Raw genomic sequence first — 16,505 nt, forward strand, 5'->3', positions numbered from 1 at the left:
ATCGGTGTCCGGATGCTTGTGGAATGAGTGTCCGGATCAGCGTGGAATCAGTGTCCGGATGTCGGTGGAATGGGTGTCCGGATGGTCATGGAATCCCCATCATGGTCGCCATGCGTCCCGATGCTCAGGATGAAATAGAGCGTGCGCTCAGCGCTCTGGGGCTCAAACGGCACATCGCATTGGTGTTGCCGCACTGGAGCGCCGCTGTCGAGATACTGCCGGGGACGGATCTGGTACTCACCATCGCGCGTCAAGCTACGGTCGGTGCTCGGCATCACAAGGCGCTGAGAACATTCGCTCCGCCGATCATGATCCCGCCCATGGACTACCAACAGGCGTGGCATGCGAGAAAAGACAGTGATCCTGCTCATCAATGGCTGCGCGAGGCGGTGTATGCCTGCAGTCAGCCAATGTCGAGATAAGTGTGAGCATCACGTTATTTCGCGACTTGAATAGTTGATGAGACAACTGGCGAGCCCGCGCTCTGCACCAGAAACACGCCACCCAGAATCAAGGCCACACCTGCGAGCCTGGCGACGTTGATCGGCTTGGCAGCAAGCCCCATCAACCCGAAGTGATCCACCAGCACTGAAGCAACGATCTGACCCGCTATCACCAGCAGAAGAAAACCTGCTGCACCCAGCCTCGGCACAAGCGCCGCTGCACTCACCACAAAAATCGCCCCGAACACCCCACCGATCCACAGCCACCATGGCCCTTGAAACGCCTTGCCCAGATCGGGCGCAGACACCCTCAACACAACGAGCGCACCGACCACCGCAATGGCGCTGACCAGCAAAGACGTCAACGCGCCCCACAGCGGATGCCCGAGCGCACGCCCTGCCGCAGCATTGCTGGCAGCCTGGAAAGGCAAAAAGACCCCCACCAGAAAAGCCATGCCAATGGGTAACAGTGTGAGAATTACAGCCTTGCTGAACATATACGCCCCTTGCGCACTCGCGGTCATCGAATGCGTAGAGCCTGGCGTATCAGCATTTCTGATGGAAATCGAACCTGTGCACGTGAGGTATTCGTGTGGCAGATGACACGTGATCGCCAGCTTCATCATTTGGCAAAAGATGATGCTTGATCAGAGGCCAGGTTCAGCCAACTGCCTCATCCCGATTCTCCAGACGCCTTGGAAGGTCATGAAAATTTCTTGTAGACGACCGGTCGGTACAGGTTTACCATGCCGACCATTATGAAGAAACCAGCGCAAGACATGCGACAGCACATCATCGATGTCGCCAGATCGCTCATGACAAACAAAGGCTACACCGCCGTTGGCCTTGCCGAGGTCTTGAGTACGGCCGGCGTCCCCAAAGGGTCTTTCTACTACTACTTCAAATCGAAGGAAGAGTTCGGTCAGGCACTGCTGGAAGAGTATTTTTCCGAGTACCTGGGCCGGGTAGATGCGCTCATGGCTCGTCCAGGCACGGGTGCCGAACGGCTTCTGGCTTATTTCAATTACTGGACGCAAACCCAGGGCACCGATCTTCCCGAAGGCAAGTGCCTGGTGGTCAAGCTGGGCGCGGAAGTCTGTGATTTATCAGAAGACATGCGCAGCGTCCTGAAGGCAGGTACAGCAAAAATCATCAAGCGCATCACTGCATGTGTGGAAATGGGGGTTGCTGACGGTAGCCTTCACCCGGAAGCAGATCACGAAGGGTTCGCTGAATCCCTCTATCAGCTGTGGCTGGGTGCCTCTCTGCTGGTGAAGGTGAACAAATCCACCGATTCCTTCGATAAAGCCCTCGCCATGACAAAACGCCTGCTGCGGTAGCGGGTGTTTTTTTTGACCTGTTTTGTAGACGACCGGTCCACTATTTTAGGAATGCATTCATGAACGACATCAGCAAAACGACCGATCTCTTTTCACCCGTCAGCATGGGCGCCATGCACCTGGCGAACCGGATCGTCATGGCCCCGGTAACACGCAGCCGCTATCAGGAAGACGGTATCCCTGACGAGCTGCACGCGACCTACTACGCCCAGCGCGCCACGGCGGGACTGATCGTCGCCGAAGCGACCAATATTTCCGCCCAGGGTCGAGGCTACGCTGCGACCCCAGGCATCTGGAGCGAAGAACAGGTCGCAGGCTGGAAGAAGGTAACGGGCGCCGTCCACGCAGCGGGCGGCAAGATTGTCAGCCAACTCTGGCACGTGGGCCGATTCTCCAGTGTGGATTTGCAACCGAATGGAGAATCTCCGGTGGCGCCCTCGGCGGTTCAGGCTGAAGGCAACACCTACACGGCCGACGGCTTCGTGCCGGTGTCCATGCCCCGAGCTCTGGAAACCGACGAAATTCCCGGCATCATCGAGCAGTACAAACGTGCGGCCGAGAACGCCAGGCGAGCCGGTTTTGATGGCGTTGAAGTGCACTCTGCCAACAGTTACCTGCTGGATCAGTTTCTACGCGACTCCACCAATCAGCGTACCGATCAGTACGGTGGCTCCATAGAAAACCGTGCACGGCTGACGCTTGAAGTGACCCAGGCCATCGTCGACATCTGGGGCAGCGACCGAGTCGGCATCCGCTTGTCTCCGGTTACACCCGATGCGGGCAATACCCCACCGGACAGTAACGTCATGGGGCTGCACGGCTACCTGATCCAGCAGTTGAACAGATTCAATCTGGCGTATCTGCACTTCGTGGAAGGTGCCACTGCCACGTCGCGCGAAGTCCCGGCCGGCGTCGACATGGACGCGCTGAGCGCTCAGTTCAACGGCCCCTTCATCGGCAATAACAACTATGACCTGGACATGGCAGTCGAGCGCCGAGCGCAGGGCAGGATCGACGCAGTGGCGTTCGGTCGTCTGTTCATCTCCAACCCCGACCTTGTTGCCCGGTTACGCCATGGCGCAGAACTGACGATTGCGCCACGTGAGTCCTACTACGGCGGCGGCGCCAAAGGCTATACCGACTGGCCTCTGGGTAACTACTGAACCCTCACCACCGGCCCTGCGGCCCACTCTCACGCGGCGATGCACCCGCTGAAAAGGAACTGTTGAACATGAACTATCTCACCAACAAGACGGCAATTGTCACAGGCGCTTCATCCGGTATCGGTGCCGCAACAGCCAGAGCGCTTGCCGCGCATGGCGCCCGGATCGTAGCAGCGGCAAAAGATGAAGAAGGGCTCGCCATACTGGTAAACGAGCTTCGCGCAGCGGGTCATGAGGCGACAAGTCTTGTCACGGATGTGACCGACGCAGAACAGACGATTGCCATGGCGCAACGTGCCAAAGACACCTATGGGTCAGTGGATATCCTCGTCAACAACGCCGGGCTGATGCTGTTCTCCAACTGGGTGGACCTCGCGACGCAGGACTGGAACGCCATGATTGACGTGAACATCAAGGGCTACCTGAACTCGATCGCCGCCGTTCTGCCGTTCATGATCGAGCAGAAGTCCGGGCAGATCCTGAACATGGACTCGGTTGCAGGCCATCAGGTGGGTCCGGCAGCAGGCGTGTACAGCGCCACCAAGTTTTTTGTTCAGGCGATTACCGAATCCATGCGCAAAGAGCTGGGTGTACAGCACGGTATCCGGTCCAACACCGTGAGCCCCGGCGTGATCAATACCGGTTGGGCCGACAAAGTCACCGACCCGGAAGGACGTAAGGCCGCCCAGGCACTCAACGCAATAGCCATCGCGCCCGACGACGTCAGCCGCGCGGTGATCTATGCGCTCAATCAGCCTGCGAACGTCACTGTCAATGACCTGATCATTTCCCCGACCCGTCAGGACTGGTGACAGGCTGTAGCGCCTCAATTCACGCACTGCAATCCCCTCAATCAGGAGTTTCACCCATGAGCAAAAACACCAAAGCCGTCCCGACTCACGATTACAACGCAGTCATCGAAACCGCCAGCAAGTATGTGGAAGGTTTGCGCACAGGCAGCGTTCAGGCCCTCGAAGACGCATTCCACAAGGATGCGGTGATGTATGGCTTCACCAACGGACAATTGCTGGGCGGGCCGATCAGCAATCTGTACACGTTCGTTGAAACCAATGGAACTGCGCCTGACATCACGACTCGACTGGATATTCTCGCCATCACACCCACAACAGCCGTGGTGCGCGTCGACATGGAAAAGGACGCCATCGGTGCTGACTACAACGACTACCTGACGCTGATCAAAATCGATGGCGCCTGGAAGGTCATTGCGAAGGTGTACCACCAGTTCGAAGGTTGATTTTCCGGGAGCACGCTGGCACGCACCACTGTCAGCACTCCCCTCCCAAGGAGACGCACATGTCCAACGTTTTCGTCATCGGCGCCGCAGGCAAAGTCGGCAAGCGTCTTGTAAAAATACTCAGCGGCAACGGCCACAAGGTGATCGCACTTCACCGCAAGCCAGAACAGGCTCAGGCGCTGCAAGCGTGCGGAGCAGATCCGGTCCCTGGCAACCTCATCGAGATGGACGCTTCCGGGCTGGCGGCCGCGATGAAAGGTAGCGACGTCGTGGTATTCACAGCCGGTGCGGGGGGTGCCGGTATTGAGCTGACCAACGCCATCGACGGTGAGGCGCTGAAAACTTCTGTTGCGGCTGCCGGGCTGGCTGGGGTCCGGCGCTTTTTGCTGGTATCTGCCTTCCCCGAGGCGGCGCGCGGCACTGATACCTCTGCCGGATTCGAGAACTACATGCGCGTGAAGAAAGACGCCGATGTGCACCTCGCCTCGTCTCGGCTGGACTGGGTGATTCTCAGGCCAGGCACGCTGCTCGACAGCCCAGGCACAGGTGAGGTGCGAGCAGGCCTCGCGATCCCCTACGGGAACATTGCTCGTGATGATGTGGCGGCTTTTCTATCGGCACTGGTCGATCGACCAGACATTTCCAGACAGATCATCGAGCTGACCGAAGGCGATACCCCTGTAGAGGTGGCGGCGGGTCGTTTCAGCGCCCGTTGATGTTTCTCACAGTTATCACCCCATTCCACTCTGGAGTTTCAATGTATGGCGACGGTTGAATACAGTGCTGCGCTGCAAGCCAGCGCAGAGCAAACCTGGCAAGTGCTCAGACACTTTGGCGACATTTCCCAATGGCATCCCGCAATCGCCCACAGCCAGATCGAAGAAGGACAAAAAGCTGACAGCCTCGGGGCCGTGCGAAGGCTTGAGCTTGTCGACGGCGCGGTCATACGGGAGCGTCTTGTCTCACTGGACGACACCCGAATGTCCCTCTCATACAAGTTCGAGGAATCGCCCCTGCCCCTCGACAACTACCAGGCGCACGTCACCGTGATCAAGGTCAGCAGCCAGGCTCAATGTACGGTGGAATGGAACGCACGTTTCGATGTTCGCGATCCAGACACAACGGCCCATTTCGAATCGCTGATCACAGAGTTGATCGTCAACGGCCACAACAGCCTCGCGCTTTATCTGGCCCGCTGACCGGTCTGGAATCCAGCCATGGGCAACTGCAAGACTAACGAAGCCAGCCAGACGTCATTCCAGCGTAAATACATCCAGAAGCACCACGCCGACCTGATCATTGGGGTGAATACTCAGTACTTCGCCTGAACGCCGTTGCTCCACCGAGTGGCCGGGTTCGACCGGCCTCCCGGAGCGCAGGTCCATGGCAGGCGCGTCACCAAGGGGGCTGAACAACAGGTTGCCTTGATAACTTTTGATTTTGGTGCCAGCCAGGTATTGAACCGGTCCCCACTCAAGCGAGTGAGCCAGTACGCCGTCCCACGCTACGGTGTTACCGTCAGGGGCATCCAGTCGCAGGCGTAACTCAAACAGTTCAAGCCCCTCATAGCGCATAGGTGTCTCACCGTCATCCGCAACCCACCAGCCGTGCTCAAGAGCGTGTACCGCCACGCCTTTTGGCCACACGATGCCACCCACCTCGCTGCCAGGTGCCAGTGAGCAACTGTCCAGTTGCCAACCCGCAAAATCGAACGGCGTATTGAACGGGAAACGAAAACTCACGACATCCTCTGCCGAGCAAAGCCACCCCTGCAATCGAGCCGGAGCAACCAGCGTCAACGTGGCAAGACCACGATCACCATCGACGTCCAGACGCCTCACCCGCATGCCAAGAATTTCACCCGGCGTGCGGTCGAATTCGCCGCGTTTCAGACTTTGCAGACCGGAAGGCAGCATGTTCCCGCTCAAGTCCGGGAAAGACTCAAGACGCTCCATCCAGATTCGCGTCCCCACCGGCAGTGTCAGGTCGCCCTGCACCACCGCTGTGTCCAGACGAGGGCTGAGCGCACGACTTTCCTGCCAGTCGGCAAGTCTCCATCCCAGGATCTGCAGCATCGGCAGAGTGCCCGCTGTCAGGCACACCAACAAAGCGATAAACCGCCAACGACGCGCCGCAATGTACCTTCTGAAGGAGGACTTCAGGCAGCACACGCCTCCGATGATCAGCGCGCAAAGACAGCCCAGCGAAATCAGCATCATCAGAGCGCCGACCAGCATGGACATCGGATTGATGGGGATCATGTACTTCCTGTAAGAACAATGCGGGATGTCGAGGAGATGACCGGTCTATGACGCTGTACTGGTCATTTTTGGGTCGCGTACCATTGAGACAACGAAACAATCCAACAACCGGCGCACCGTGTTGCATACTTCACGCACACACAGCGCCCAACCCTTATCTGGACGTCACATGACACCCAATGCAGAACTCTACAACCCTTCCACCGAATACGCCGACAAGCTGATTTCGCGCATCGGACAAACGCCCTCGTGGATCGCAAAGCGTATCGGTGTGACTGACAAGCGCATTCGCTACATACTTGATGGCGAAAGAACTGTGAAGGGCGAAACCACGCCCATTCAGATGACCTACACAGAGCAGTTCGCCCTCGAATGCCTTGCTGCTGAGGCCCAGGCCCGCAAGAAATAGTATTTGCATACCGCCATGACGTGGCAGGAAATACCGCTTCAGCCGCGCTGAATTGGTTTGATGGTCCCCCACAGCAACAGCGCGCGCAATTCTTTCCGGCATCAGAACGCTGCTGCCGGCTATCGACGTTTGGCCAGAGGCGACCCATCACACCGATCCGATATTTGCCGGAACTGCACCACTGCGTCTCTTGGTCAAATATGGAGTGAAACTTCCTTGCGTCTCTGCTCGTCGAAAATAGATATCTGCTAAAACCCGTTGTTGAGGCGTCATATATTGAATCACCAGAACCTGCCAGAAGAAGCTGTCCTCTTTGCAGGAGGAGGCCACTCAGGGGATCTGCTTCGCTCTTTGGACTGGGAAAAAACCTCCTTGGGGGAACCGTCCGGATGGCCGCAATCCCTGGTAACGCTGACCAGAGTAATGCTGGGTTCCGGCCAGCCCATGTTCATTGCCTGGGGCCCGGAGCGTATTCTTCTTTACAATGACAGCTATTCCAAAATGCTTGGGCCCAAGCACCCTGACGCCTTTGCTCGTCCCTTTTTCGAGGTGTGGCCTGAAGTCCGCCTGGAGATCGGAGGGTTGATGGATCGAGTTTTCTCCGGTGAGCCAATCCACATGGACGACCTCGCTCTGACCCTTAATCGCAACGGCTACCCGGAAGAAGCCAGCTTCTCGTTCTCTTACACACCAGTGCCCGACAATGCGGGTGAAATAGTGGGGTTGTTCTGCGCGTGCACCGAGACCACCGGGCGTGTGACGCACGAGCGGCGCCAAGCAGCAGATGCGAAGCGTGAGCGGGATCGCCTGTTTGAAATGAGCCGGGACCTGTTTGGCGTGGCCACCCTTGACGGGTACCTCGTGTCAATCAATCCCGCGTGGGCAAGGCAGCTTGGACGCCCGCTTGAGGACCTGCTGGCCAGGCCATTTTCCGAGATTATTCATCCTGACGATCTGGCGGAGACCGGTGCAGTCGTCGCACGGCTCAGCGCAGGCGAGCCCGTGCATCAGTTTCATGTGCGACTGCTGCAAGCCGATGGGACGCCCATCTCGTTCGCCTGGTCTGCCGTTCCTGAAGCCAGCGCCGGCAGCAACCTTTTTTACACCGTAGGACGGGACATCAGTGATGACCTCAGACGTGAAGAAGCTATCCGGCAAGGTCAGAAGATGGAGGCCGTCGGCCAACTCACCGGAGGGCTGGCCCATGATTTCAACAACCTGCTCCAGGCGGCTCACGGGTGCCTCGACCTGATTCTTCGCACGCCTCATGACCCTGTTCGGGTGTCGCGTCTGGCCAGGAATGGTCTGCAAGCGACTGAGCGGGGGGCAAAGCTGACAGCGCAGTTACTGGCCTTTTCCCGCGCACAGAAATTCGAGCTTAGACCCATCGAGATCACACATCTAATCGCTGGAATGACAGAGATTCTTCACAGCTCCGTCGGGCCTCTGGTCAGAGTCGTTATCCAGACAGAGCCACGGACTCTGGGTGTGTTATCAGATCCTACCCAGCTTGAAATGGCACTGTTGAACCTGGCTATCAATGCACGGGACGCCATGCCTCAAGGCGGTGACCTGATCATCGCCGTCAACGAACGCGAAATCATTACAGATCCAGACCTGCCATCCGGCAACTACGTGGAAATCGCTGTCAGCGATACGGGAACAGGGATGTCAGCCGCTGTCGCTGCCAGAGCCTTCGAGCCCTTTTTCACAACCAAAGGTCTGGGCAGAGGCACAGGGCTGGGGTTGAGCCAAGTCTATGCCATGACCAAACAGGCGGGTGGAATTGCCCGGATAGAACAGCACATGCGACACGGCACACGCATAAACTTGTGGCTGCCCTCCATCCAGATGGAACCCGTCACAGCGGCTTCAAAAGTCGATCCGGTTCCACTTGTGAGCTTCTCGTCTAAAAAAGTGCTGGTTGTTGACGACGATCCGGACGTAAGGCAGTTCCTCACCACGTCATTGGAAACACTGGGCTTCGATGTTCGGGTCGCAGAAGACGCAGAGCGCGGCCTCGCGCTGCTGGAAGAGGTCGAGCCTGACATCCTGCTCGTAGACTTCGCCATGCCAGGCATGAACGGCGCGCAAATGGCCAGAGTTGCAAGGGATCGACGCCCCAACCTCCCCATCATATTCGCCAGTGGTTATTCCGAGACTTCGGCGATAGAGGGAGCGGTTGGAAAGACCGCAGTAGTGCTCAGAAAACCGTTTGGGGTTTCCGATCTGGAAACGGCACTGAATGCGGCGCTGGAGTAGCGCCGGGTTATGGACGACATTACTTCTATGATGGTCGGGGCGTTATTTACACATTCTTGTGAACAAGTCGAATTTCAAGGCCGGAAGGAGTCAAGGTCGAAACTTCAGAACCTGATCACCAGGTGGAGTAACCCTCCTGTTATCACAAGGGACCTGCATAATGGCTGATACGCTCCAAGGCAGCTGTCTCTGCGGCGCGGTAAAGTACGAAATCCGGTCTCGTCCCAAAGCACTTTCTCACTGCCATTGCAGCCAATGCCGCAAAGGCCATGGGGCTGCGTTTGCCAGCTACGGGAGTGTCCCGCGTAGCGATCTGCACATTATCCAGGGCAGCGCAGAACTGAAGTCGTACCAGTCTTCTGAATCAGTGTTGCGCCAGTTCTGCGTTGAATGCGGGTCATCGCTGTTCTGGGCGCGATGTCAGGGTGAGTATTGCGATTGGATCTCCATAGCGCTTGGCACACTGGACACCCCCTTCACCTGCCACAAGCAAAGACATGTCGAGGTGACGTCCAAAGCGCCATGGTATGAAATTGATGACCGCTGGCCGCATACCCCTGACTGACCCGATAATCTGCTTTGGGCATTTGCAGATAAGGTCTGGCCCAGAGCTGATCGTGACAAGGGTGCGTACAAGGCGAATGTGGCTGGCAGAAGTCATTCAACGCTGACTGTGTGCGAAGTGTCAGACGACCTCGGCGGTTGATTGCCGGTCATAACGTTGGCGTGCCTCATTGAAGCCTTCGGACTGTTCGATCACCCAGGTCCACAGCGGGATCATCTGCACCAGCAAACCCATTCCCAGTTCGGTCAGGGCGTATTCGACACGCAGAGGTTTCTCGCCGAAATCATGACGGGAGATCAGCCCGTCGCGCTCCAGCTGGCGCAGCGTGTGAGTGAGCATGCGCTGGGTGACGCCGTGCATCCGGCGCCGTAACTCCGCGTGGCGCAACGGGCTGGTGACACCCAGCGCATGCACCACGCCCAGGGACCATCGATTGCCGGAATGACCCAGGATATCGCGCTTCAGACCATCATCGTCCTCGCTGAGCGCACGGCAGGCGTTCTGCGACAGCCGTACAATTTCCTGAGCATCCAGGCCGCTCGGTATCACCGATGTACCTACTTTTTGCCCATCAATGTCCATGACAAGATCCCCAGCCTCACAGTGAAGTGCGTCAAACAGGGGCTCACCATGCAGGCTGATATTTCAAACGTCAAACAACACATTCTGGTCATGGGGGCCGGCGAACTGGGGCTCGCGGTGCTGCGCGGACTGGCTGACCGATCAACAGAATCGGCCAGCGTCACCGTGCTGTTGCGCCGCCAGACCGTCGAGCAGAAGCGACAGGACGTCGAGGTGATCAAAGAACTCGGCATAGACATCGAGTTGGCCGACGTTGTGGAGGACTCCGTCGAAGAGCTCGCGACGGTGCTGAGCCGTTTCGACACAGTGATCAGCTGTGTGGGGTTTGCGGCGGGCCGGGGAACTCAGCGAAAACTGACTGAGGCTGCGCTCATGTCGGGCGTGAAACGCTACATTCCCTGGCAGTTCGGGGTTGACTACGACCTGATCGGCCGTGGCAGCCCGCAAGACCTGTTCGACGAACAACTGGATGTCCGCGACCTGCTGCGCGCTCAATCCCGAACTGAATGGGTCATTATTTCTACAGGTATGTTTACCAGTTTTCTGTTCGATTCCGCTTTCGGGGTCGTCGACCTGCCTGCCGCAACGGTCAATGCCCTGGGCAGCCTGGAAACTGCGGTCACAGTGACAACCCCGGATGACATCGGGGTACTCACCGCCGCAATCGTCCTGCACACCCCGCGCGTCATCAATCAGGTGGTTTACACCGCTGGGGACACCCTCACCTACGGCGATCTGGCCGATCTGCTCGAGCGCGTCACTGGACGCAAGGTCGAGCGACAGGAGTCCAGCGTGCAAGCGCTGCAGGCCGATCTGGAGAAATCACCCGACGACAACCTGCGCAAATACGGGGCGGTGTTTGCAATGGGTCACGGCGTGGCATGGGACGTTGCCAAGACATTCAACGGCGTCCATGGGCTTTCTGTAACCAGCGCCGAGCAGTGGGCACGAGCCCATCTGAGCCTCAGCTAGAAAATCACCAGCACCCGGCAAGCACGTATCATGTGTTGCGGCGCTGTCTTTCACGTGTGAAGACCCTCCTCCTTCGTCGTAGCGCCGATTCGGGCAAGAAGCCTCTGGCTATCGGCCCCCAGAATAAATGGCCAGCAACTAAACACCCCCGTAAAAGCTCAAAGCCACTGTTCGATGGCAGAATCGCTTTTGACTTCACCGTTTTGGAGACCTCTATGCTTCGTGTGTTTGAACGAAGGCTCGACCCTTTCCCACCTGACGAGGCACCACCGCCACCTGACGGGCTGGCGCGTTTCCTGTGGGCCTGTACACGCGGTGCCCGGGGTTACATCCTTGCGCTGGCGCTGCTGAGTGCGGGCGTATCGATTTACGAAGCCTGGCTGTTTTCCTTCCTTGGCCAGGTTGTGGACCTGCTTTCCACCTGGCAAGCAGGCGGCGATACGGGCGGGCAGGAAAGCCGCGTGCTGTGGGGCATCAGCATCGTTCTGCTGACCAGCATCGCGCTGGTCGCGTTGCGCACCATGGTTCAGCACCAGATATTGGCGATCAACCTGCCCTTGCGGCTGCGCTGGGATTTCCATCGACTGATGCTGCGGCAAAGCCTTTCGTTTTTTTCCGACGAGTTCTCGGGGCGGGTCACGACGAAGGTGATGCAGACCGCGCTGTCGGTGCGTGAGGTGCTGTTCACCATCATCGAGATCGCACCCGGGATCGGGGTGTATTTTATTGCGATCATCGCCCTGGCTGGCGGCTTCGACCTGAAACTGATGCTGCCATTCATTGCGTGGGTCGCGTTGTTCGGGCTGGCCATGTCGTACTTCGTGCCGCGACTGGGGAAAGTCGGGCAGGAACAGGCCAATGCGCGGTCATCGATGACCGGACGTATCTCGGACGCTTACACCAACATCACCACAGTCAAGCTGTTCTCCCACTCCAAGCGTGAAGCACACTTTGCACGTGCGGCAATGGAAGATTTCAAACACACCGGCTTTCGCCAGATGCGTCTGGTCAGCCAGTTCGAAATCGTCAATCAGGCCTTGGTCGTCGGGCTGATCATGGGCGCAGGCGGTTATGCCTTGTGGCTGTGGCACCAGGGCGAAGTCGGCACCGGTGCCGTGGCGGCGATCACCGCCATGGCGTTGCGCATCAATGGCATGTCGCACTGGATCATGTGGCAGATGACGTCGCTGTTCGAGAACATCGGCACCGTACAGGACGGCATGGAAACCTTGACCCGTGGTCCCAAAGTGCAGGATGCGCCCAATGCCAGTGTGCTGCAGACCACTGGTGGCGAGGTAACGTTCGACAACGTGAGCTTCAACTACAACGGCGAACGCCAAGTGCTCGACGGCCTGAACCTGAACATTCGCCCAGGCGAGAAGATCGGTCTGGTGGGTCGCTCCGGCGCCGGCAAGTCCACGCTGATCAACCTGCTGTTGCGCTTCTACGACGTGGACCAGGGTGAGATTCGCATCGACGGGCAAAATATCGCTCACGTTACGCAAGACAGTCTGCGAAGCGCCATCGGCATGGTCACGCAGGACACGTCCCTGCTGCACCGGTCCATTCGCGACAACATCGCCTACGGCCGTCCCGATGCGACCGACGAGCACATTCGCAAAGCCGCAGCCGACGCACAGGCCGATGGGTTCATCAGCCAACTGAGCGACAAACATGGTCACTCCGGCTACAACACGCTGGTGGGCGAACGTGGCATCAAGCTTTCAGGCGGCCAGCGTCAGCGTGTCGCGATTGCCAGGGTGATGCTCAAGAATGCCCCGATTCTGCTGCTTGACGAAGCCACGAGCGCGCTGGATTCGGAAGTCGAAGTAGCCATTCAGGAAAGCCTCGATGAGATGATGCAAGGCAAGACTGTCATCGCCATTGCTCATCGACTGTCGACGATTGCCGCCATGGACCGACTGATCGTCATGGACGCAGGACGCATCATCGAACAAGGCACTCACAGCGAACTGCTCGGCAAAAACGGCACCTATGCGCGGCTGTGGCAACACCAGAGCGGCGGGTTTCTGGGCGAGGATCAGGGTGTCATCGAGGTGGTGGAATAGGCACATGCTTGAGCAGCACGGGGGCAACAAGACCCACGTGCTGACCGTTCTGCACACGCATTATGTGCAGTACCCGTGGCCGGGTATATTTCTCTGCAGGGTCAGTGTCCGGGGAGTCGTCGCTGCGCAACACTCGGTTGCTGGCCGCTGCCCATGCGGCGGCCGCCTCCAGGAAAGCGTCAATCGACATGTTTTCCCAGCCCAGAGAACCCGGTCCATAGGGAGATGAAGGAGAAGCCTTGTCCAGTAAATGCCCTGAAGCGAAATCATCGCCGAGCGCTTCGATGAATCGAATGAACGAGTCCTCGTCTTTGACGTGGGCCAACAATGCATCAAGATCTACAGGGTCAGGCATAGTTATCCAAGACAGCACTCGACAGATGATCCAATATTGCGACAGTGCATCATGGACAGCCGGTTTCGGCTGGTTGAAACGCTGACGTGCGGTCGATAATGCTTGCAACCGAGCCTCGCGCTCCACAGCACAGTCATCAGCAACCCACCTCAAAACCAGAACGCTATTGGCCAAGCACGCTCTCGAACCCATTACAGTCCTGAAACCGGGCAGTAAACTCAAGCAGCTCTCGGTAGATCTGGTCAACTGTTCCAACTGTCCCGCTCTCAGCCAATGAATAGGCATCTTCGAAATAGCCGCACAGGCGAAGAGCGTCAGGAAAGTCGTAATTCGACCGATACCAGGATTGGTACAGTCCCTCTGCCAAGACCTTTCCAAAATCAGGATTTACAAGGAGTTGCTCATGTGCCTTGGCGAGCACATAGGGCAATACCTCTGCGCGGCTCAAAGAGGGTGTCCCGACTCGAAGTAACTGACTTGAAGTGTCGTACCGATTCGAGTCACTCATCAGCGCAAGCTCTATCAGTTCGTAAGCAGGATTTTCCCGAGCCAGGATCTGATCATCCGCCCATTGCACAATGTCGGAGACCTCAAGGACATGTAATTCTAACGCTTCTCTCAGGTAAGCGATCTGGTCATCAATGCCTGGGCTGTAAATATTCTTTTTCACGCTGCCTTCCCGATTTTCATACAGGTAGGTAACTCCATGAGTAGGCTTCCGACCTAAGGGGCTCGGCTTGATTCAAGAGTGCTCAAAAGGCTTCTACAGCAGAGCATATTGTTGTGTCCGCTTCACAACCCAGTTATACACAGGGGCCAACCAGACCCGGTATCCTCATCAAAGCCTGATTCGCATATTGGATGCCTCGTTGGATATTTTATCTACCTGAGGCAGATCAGGGCCAAGTGTGTGGCGAAAAGCGCAATACCTTTTCGAAACCCTTGTCATGCAGGTTGTGGGAGAATCGCTGATTTCGCCAACTGAACGGTTCTTGATAAACACATCAAGCACAGGTTAACCCCGCCTCGTCAGGGCAAATGATTGACCTTTCGGAAATACCGGGGGAACGTTTCAAGGAGGACTAATGGAAATACAAGGGTGGTACTGGATTGGCTTAGGGTTTGCCCTTTCCTTGCTGGAAATCTTCACCGTCACTTTTTTTGTCCTGTGGTTTGGCATCGGCGCAGTGCTGGTGGGCCTGATCAGTCTGGTCTGGACTGGCATGACACTCGAGTTACAGATTTTCAGCTGGGCATTACTTTCTTCACTTCTGGCGTTGTTATGGTTCAAAGTTCTTAAAAACCGCCTTCCTGACAAACGCTGGACCGCAGAGGAAGTGATCGGAGAGGTAGGATTACTGACCCAGCCCGTTGGAGAGTTCACAAAGGGTAAAGTCCGCTTTCAAAAACCGGTATTGGGAAGTGAAGAGTGGTCGTGTACGTCCGACTCTGATATCGCGGTCCAATCACGGGTCCGACTCGTGTCCGTAGACGGCAACACGGTTCGCGTTGAAAAAGCATAAATTTCAACACTTGAGTTATCACATAAAGGATGCACCTCAATGCAAGCTCTGATCGTCGTCGGCTTAATTGCTTTGTTTGTTCTGGTCGGAATCGCTAAAAGCGTCCGCATCGTACCTCAAGGCGAGGAATGGCTTGTTGAGCGCCTGGGCCGCTACAACACAACGCTCAAGCCGGGGCTGAATTTCATCATTCCTTTCATGGATTCCGTTGCCTACCGACTGCCCACTAAAGACATCATCCTTACCGTTGATGAACAGGAAATCATCACGTCTGACAATGCCGTGATTTTGGCAAACGCTTTATGTTTTGCAAAAGTTACCGATCCTCAAAAAGCCGCTTACGGTGTGCAGGATTACCAATACGCAGTCAGAAGTCTGACCATGACTGCGCTGCGCGCCGTTGTCGGAAAGATGGACCTCGACTCTGCGTTGTCCAGCCGTGATCGGATCAAGGCCGAATTGCGGGAATCAATGGACGACCAGACCACAGACTGGGGCGTGACCATTCGTTCGGTCGAGATTCAAGACATCAAGCCATCCGAATCCATGCAAGGAGCCATGGAGAGACAGGCCGCGTCTGAGCGTGAGCGCAAAGCAGAAGTCATTCGTGCTGAAGGTATCAAACAAGCCACTATCCTTCAGGCGCAGGCTCGACAGGAATCTGCAACCCTGGACTCGGCAGCCCAGATCAAACTGGCAGAAGCTTCAGCCAGGGCTATCACGTTGGTCAAGGAGGCCCTTGGCAACGACTCTGTTCCTGCAATGTACCTGTTGGGCGAGCGATATATCACCGCTATGGAAAATCTTGCAGACAGCACAAATGCCAAATTTGTACTTCTGCCTGCAGACATCCACGGAACTTTGAGTGGTCTGATGGGTGGTGCAAAGGGTTGATTTAGCGCTACTCACAAACAGGACTTTTGCTCTGAACGTCAGCGCGGTCTGGTAACAGAATGGAGGTCCGCGGAAACCATGAGCACCATGACATCCGGGGACTTTCCACGTCCCATAGGGTCTTGAATACTGAAGTTTCAGGCAAGGTGAACAATGAGTAACCGCGCGAGACGCTATGTGATATCTGTGCTGCCCTTCCTGATGTTCTGCTCGTCAGCGCATGCATCGTAACCGTCCGGCGAAGTCACCTACCCGATCCCTGTAATAAGGGCGATGTTCTCCACTTAAAAAATACGTGGACACCATCGCCCTTTCATCGGGATTGCCATGCGCCAGAGAACTTCTTACCCCAAGCCCTTTAAAGCTCAGATCGTCCAGGAATGCCTGCAACCTGGCATGTCGATGGCCAGCG

19 protein-coding genes and 1 pseudogene are annotated in these 16,505 nt (G+C 56.8%); 14 read left to right on the top strand and 6 right to left on the bottom strand.

What is annotated here, in order from left to right:
* Nucleotides 1–98: 98 nt before the first annotated feature.
* Nucleotides 99–422: pseudogene (locus KDX37_RS27600) on the top strand (LysR family transcriptional regulator); the annotation flags it as partial.
* A 14-nt stretch (nt 423–436) separates the two neighbouring features.
* On the opposite strand, the gene KDX37_RS27605 reads toward KDX37_RS27600, so the two are convergent.
* The gene (locus KDX37_RS27605) at nt 437–940 is read right to left on the bottom strand and encodes a DMT family transporter (RefSeq protein WP_231656394.1); all 504 of its coding nucleotides are present in this window, start codon (nt 938–940) and stop codon (nt 437–439) included.
* Nucleotides 941–1,201: 261 nt separating this feature from the next.
* Between KDX37_RS27605 and KDX37_RS27610 the strand changes: the two genes are divergently transcribed.
* The 6 genes from KDX37_RS27610 (at nt 1,202) to KDX37_RS27635 (ending at nt 5,400) form a co-directional block, all read left to right on the top strand.
* The gene (locus KDX37_RS27610) at nt 1,202–1,783 is read left to right on the top strand and encodes a TetR/AcrR family transcriptional regulator (protein WP_231656412.1); all 582 of its coding nucleotides are present in this window, start codon (nt 1,202–1,204) and stop codon (nt 1,781–1,783) included.
* A 59-nt stretch (nt 1,784–1,842) separates the two neighbouring features.
* A complete protein-coding gene (locus KDX37_RS27615) occupies nt 1,843–2,946 on the top strand; it encodes an alkene reductase (RefSeq protein ID WP_231656395.1) in 1,104 nt (367 codons plus the stop codon).
* Between the two features lie 68 nt (nt 2,947–3,014).
* Entirely contained in the window at nt 3,015–3,758 is a 744-nt protein-coding gene (locus KDX37_RS27620; protein ID WP_231656396.1) for an SDR family oxidoreductase, read from the top strand.
* Nucleotides 3,759–3,814: 56 nt separating this feature from the next.
* A complete protein-coding gene (locus KDX37_RS27625; RefSeq protein ID WP_231656397.1) occupies nt 3,815–4,201 on the top strand; it encodes a nuclear transport factor 2 family protein in 387 nt (128 codons plus the stop codon).
* Nucleotides 4,202–4,260: 59 nt separating this feature from the next.
* Nucleotides 4,261–4,917, top strand: a complete 657-nt coding sequence (locus KDX37_RS27630) for an SDR family oxidoreductase (RefSeq protein ID WP_231656398.1) — start codon at nt 4,261–4,263, stop codon at nt 4,915–4,917.
* A 45-nt stretch (nt 4,918–4,962) separates the two neighbouring features.
* On the top strand, nt 4,963–5,400 hold the full coding sequence (locus tag KDX37_RS27635; protein WP_231656399.1) for an SRPBCC family protein: 438 nt from the start codon (nt 4,963–4,965) through the stop codon (nt 5,398–5,400).
* Between the two features lie 54 nt (nt 5,401–5,454).
* Here the strand turns inward: KDX37_RS27635 and KDX37_RS27640 are convergent, their stop codons facing one another.
* The gene (locus KDX37_RS27640) at nt 5,455–6,462 is read right to left on the bottom strand and encodes a hypothetical protein (protein ID WP_231656400.1); all 1,008 of its coding nucleotides are present in this window, start codon (nt 6,460–6,462) and stop codon (nt 5,455–5,457) included.
* A 169-nt stretch (nt 6,463–6,631) separates the two neighbouring features.
* Between KDX37_RS27640 and KDX37_RS27645 the strand changes: the two genes are divergently transcribed.
* The 3 genes from KDX37_RS27645 (at nt 6,632) to KDX37_RS27655 (ending at nt 9,698) form a co-directional block, all read left to right on the top strand.
* On the top strand, nt 6,632–6,871 hold the full coding sequence (locus KDX37_RS27645; protein ID WP_231656401.1) for a hypothetical protein: 240 nt from the start codon (nt 6,632–6,634) through the stop codon (nt 6,869–6,871).
* A 444-nt stretch (nt 6,872–7,315) separates the two neighbouring features.
* Nucleotides 7,316–9,133 carry a hybrid sensor histidine kinase/response regulator gene (locus KDX37_RS27650; protein WP_231656402.1) on the top strand — a complete coding sequence of 606 codons (1,818 nt, stop codon included), beginning with the start codon at nt 7,316–7,318 and terminating at the stop codon, nt 9,131–9,133.
* A 160-nt stretch (nt 9,134–9,293) separates the two neighbouring features.
* Complete coding sequence (locus KDX37_RS27655) at nt 9,294–9,698, top strand: GFA family protein (RefSeq protein WP_231656403.1); 405 nt, start codon at nt 9,294–9,296, stop codon at nt 9,696–9,698.
* Between the two features lie 120 nt (nt 9,699–9,818).
* On the opposite strand, the gene KDX37_RS27660 is transcribed toward KDX37_RS27655, so the two are convergent.
* Nucleotides 9,819–10,280 carry a winged helix-turn-helix transcriptional regulator gene (locus tag KDX37_RS27660; RefSeq protein WP_231656404.1) on the bottom strand — a complete coding sequence of 154 codons (462 nt, stop codon included), beginning with the start codon at nt 10,278–10,280 and terminating at the stop codon, nt 9,819–9,821.
* Nucleotides 10,281–10,328: 48 nt separating this feature from the next.
* On the opposite strand from KDX37_RS27660, the gene KDX37_RS27665 reads away from it, so the two are divergent.
* Both KDX37_RS27665 and KDX37_RS27670 read left to right on the top strand, forming a co-directional pair.
* Nucleotides 10,329–11,252 carry an aromatic alcohol reductase gene (locus tag KDX37_RS27665; RefSeq protein ID WP_231656405.1) on the top strand — a complete coding sequence of 308 codons (924 nt, stop codon included), beginning with the start codon at nt 10,329–10,331 and terminating at the stop codon, nt 11,250–11,252.
* Between the two features lie 215 nt (nt 11,253–11,467).
* The gene (locus tag KDX37_RS27670) at nt 11,468–13,321 is read left to right on the top strand and encodes an ABC transporter ATP-binding protein (protein WP_231656406.1); all 1,854 of its coding nucleotides are present in this window, start codon (nt 11,468–11,470) and stop codon (nt 13,319–13,321) included.
* On the opposite strand, the gene KDX37_RS27675 is transcribed toward KDX37_RS27670, so the two are convergent.
* Together KDX37_RS27675 and KDX37_RS27680 are read right to left on the bottom strand one after the other, a co-directional pair.
* A complete protein-coding gene (locus KDX37_RS27675) occupies nt 13,302–13,676 on the bottom strand; it encodes a hypothetical protein (RefSeq protein ID WP_231656407.1) in 375 nt (124 codons plus the stop codon). The genes KDX37_RS27670 and KDX37_RS27675 overlap by 20 nt on opposite strands.
* 163 nt (nt 13,677–13,839) lie before the next feature.
* Nucleotides 13,840–14,346 (bottom strand): hypothetical protein, encoded by a 507-nt coding sequence (locus KDX37_RS27680; protein ID WP_231656408.1) that lies wholly within the window; start codon nt 14,344–14,346, stop codon nt 13,840–13,842.
* A 415-nt stretch (nt 14,347–14,761) separates the two neighbouring features.
* Between KDX37_RS27680 and KDX37_RS27685 the strand changes: the two genes are divergently transcribed.
* Nucleotides 14,762–15,199: an NfeD family protein gene (locus KDX37_RS27685; RefSeq protein ID WP_231656409.1), complete on the top strand. Its 438-nt coding sequence runs from the start codon at nt 14,762–14,764 to the stop codon at nt 15,197–15,199.
* A gap of 39 nt (nt 15,200–15,238) precedes the next feature.
* Nucleotides 15,239–16,093: an SPFH domain-containing protein gene (locus tag KDX37_RS27690; RefSeq protein ID WP_231656410.1), complete on the top strand. Its 855-nt coding sequence runs from the start codon at nt 15,239–15,241 to the stop codon at nt 16,091–16,093.
* Between the two features lie 213 nt (nt 16,094–16,306).
* On the opposite strand, the gene KDX37_RS27695 is transcribed toward KDX37_RS27690, so the two are convergent.
* The coding region (locus tag KDX37_RS27695) for a hypothetical protein (RefSeq protein WP_231656411.1) at nt 16,307–16,505 on the bottom strand (199 nt) is incomplete at its 5' end.

Source organism: Pseudomonas californiensis (assembly GCF_021147775.1).
GTDB classification, from domain to species: Bacteria; Pseudomonadota; Gammaproteobacteria; order Pseudomonadales; family Pseudomonadaceae; genus Aquipseudomonas; species Aquipseudomonas californiensis.

Bases quoted from the DNA above. Each gene is read 5' to 3' on its own strand.
- KDX37_RS27605 (WP_231656394.1), bottom strand. From the start codon at position 940: ATGTTCAGCAAGGCTGTAATTCTCACACTGTTACCCATTGGCATGGCT.
- KDX37_RS27610 (WP_231656412.1), top strand. From the start codon at position 1,202: ATGAAGAAACCAGCGCAAGACATGCGACAGCACATCATCGATGTCGCC.
- KDX37_RS27615 (WP_231656395.1), top strand. From the start codon at position 1,843: ATGAACGACATCAGCAAAACGACCGATCTCTTTTCACCCGTCAGCATG.
- KDX37_RS27620 (WP_231656396.1), top strand. From the start codon at position 3,015: ATGAACTATCTCACCAACAAGACGGCAATTGTCACAGGCGCTTCATCC.
- KDX37_RS27625 (WP_231656397.1), top strand. From the start codon at position 3,815: ATGAGCAAAAACACCAAAGCCGTCCCGACTCACGATTACAACGCAGTC.
- KDX37_RS27630 (WP_231656398.1), top strand. From the start codon at position 4,261: ATGTCCAACGTTTTCGTCATCGGCGCCGCAGGCAAAGTCGGCAAGCGT.
- KDX37_RS27635 (WP_231656399.1), top strand. From the start codon at position 4,963: ATGGCGACGGTTGAATACAGTGCTGCGCTGCAAGCCAGCGCAGAGCAA.
- KDX37_RS27640 (WP_231656400.1), bottom strand. From the start codon at position 6,462: ATGATCCCCATCAATCCGATGTCCATGCTGGTCGGCGCTCTGATGATG.
- KDX37_RS27645 (WP_231656401.1), top strand. From the start codon at position 6,632: ATGACACCCAATGCAGAACTCTACAACCCTTCCACCGAATACGCCGAC.
- KDX37_RS27650 (WP_231656402.1), top strand. From the start codon at position 7,316: ATGTTCATTGCCTGGGGCCCGGAGCGTATTCTTCTTTACAATGACAGC.
- KDX37_RS27655 (WP_231656403.1), top strand. From the start codon at position 9,294: ATGGCTGATACGCTCCAAGGCAGCTGTCTCTGCGGCGCGGTAAAGTAC.
- KDX37_RS27660 (WP_231656404.1), bottom strand. From the start codon at position 10,280: ATGGACATTGATGGGCAAAAAGTAGGTACATCGGTGATACCGAGCGGC.
- KDX37_RS27665 (WP_231656405.1), top strand. From the start codon at position 10,329: ATGCAGGCTGATATTTCAAACGTCAAACAACACATTCTGGTCATGGGG.
- KDX37_RS27670 (WP_231656406.1), top strand. From the start codon at position 11,468: ATGCTTCGTGTGTTTGAACGAAGGCTCGACCCTTTCCCACCTGACGAG.
- KDX37_RS27675 (WP_231656407.1), bottom strand. From the start codon at position 13,676: ATGCCTGACCCTGTAGATCTTGATGCATTGTTGGCCCACGTCAAAGAC.
- KDX37_RS27685 (WP_231656409.1), top strand. From the start codon at position 14,762: ATGGAAATACAAGGGTGGTACTGGATTGGCTTAGGGTTTGCCCTTTCC.
- KDX37_RS27690 (WP_231656410.1), top strand. From the start codon at position 15,239: ATGCAAGCTCTGATCGTCGTCGGCTTAATTGCTTTGTTTGTTCTGGTC.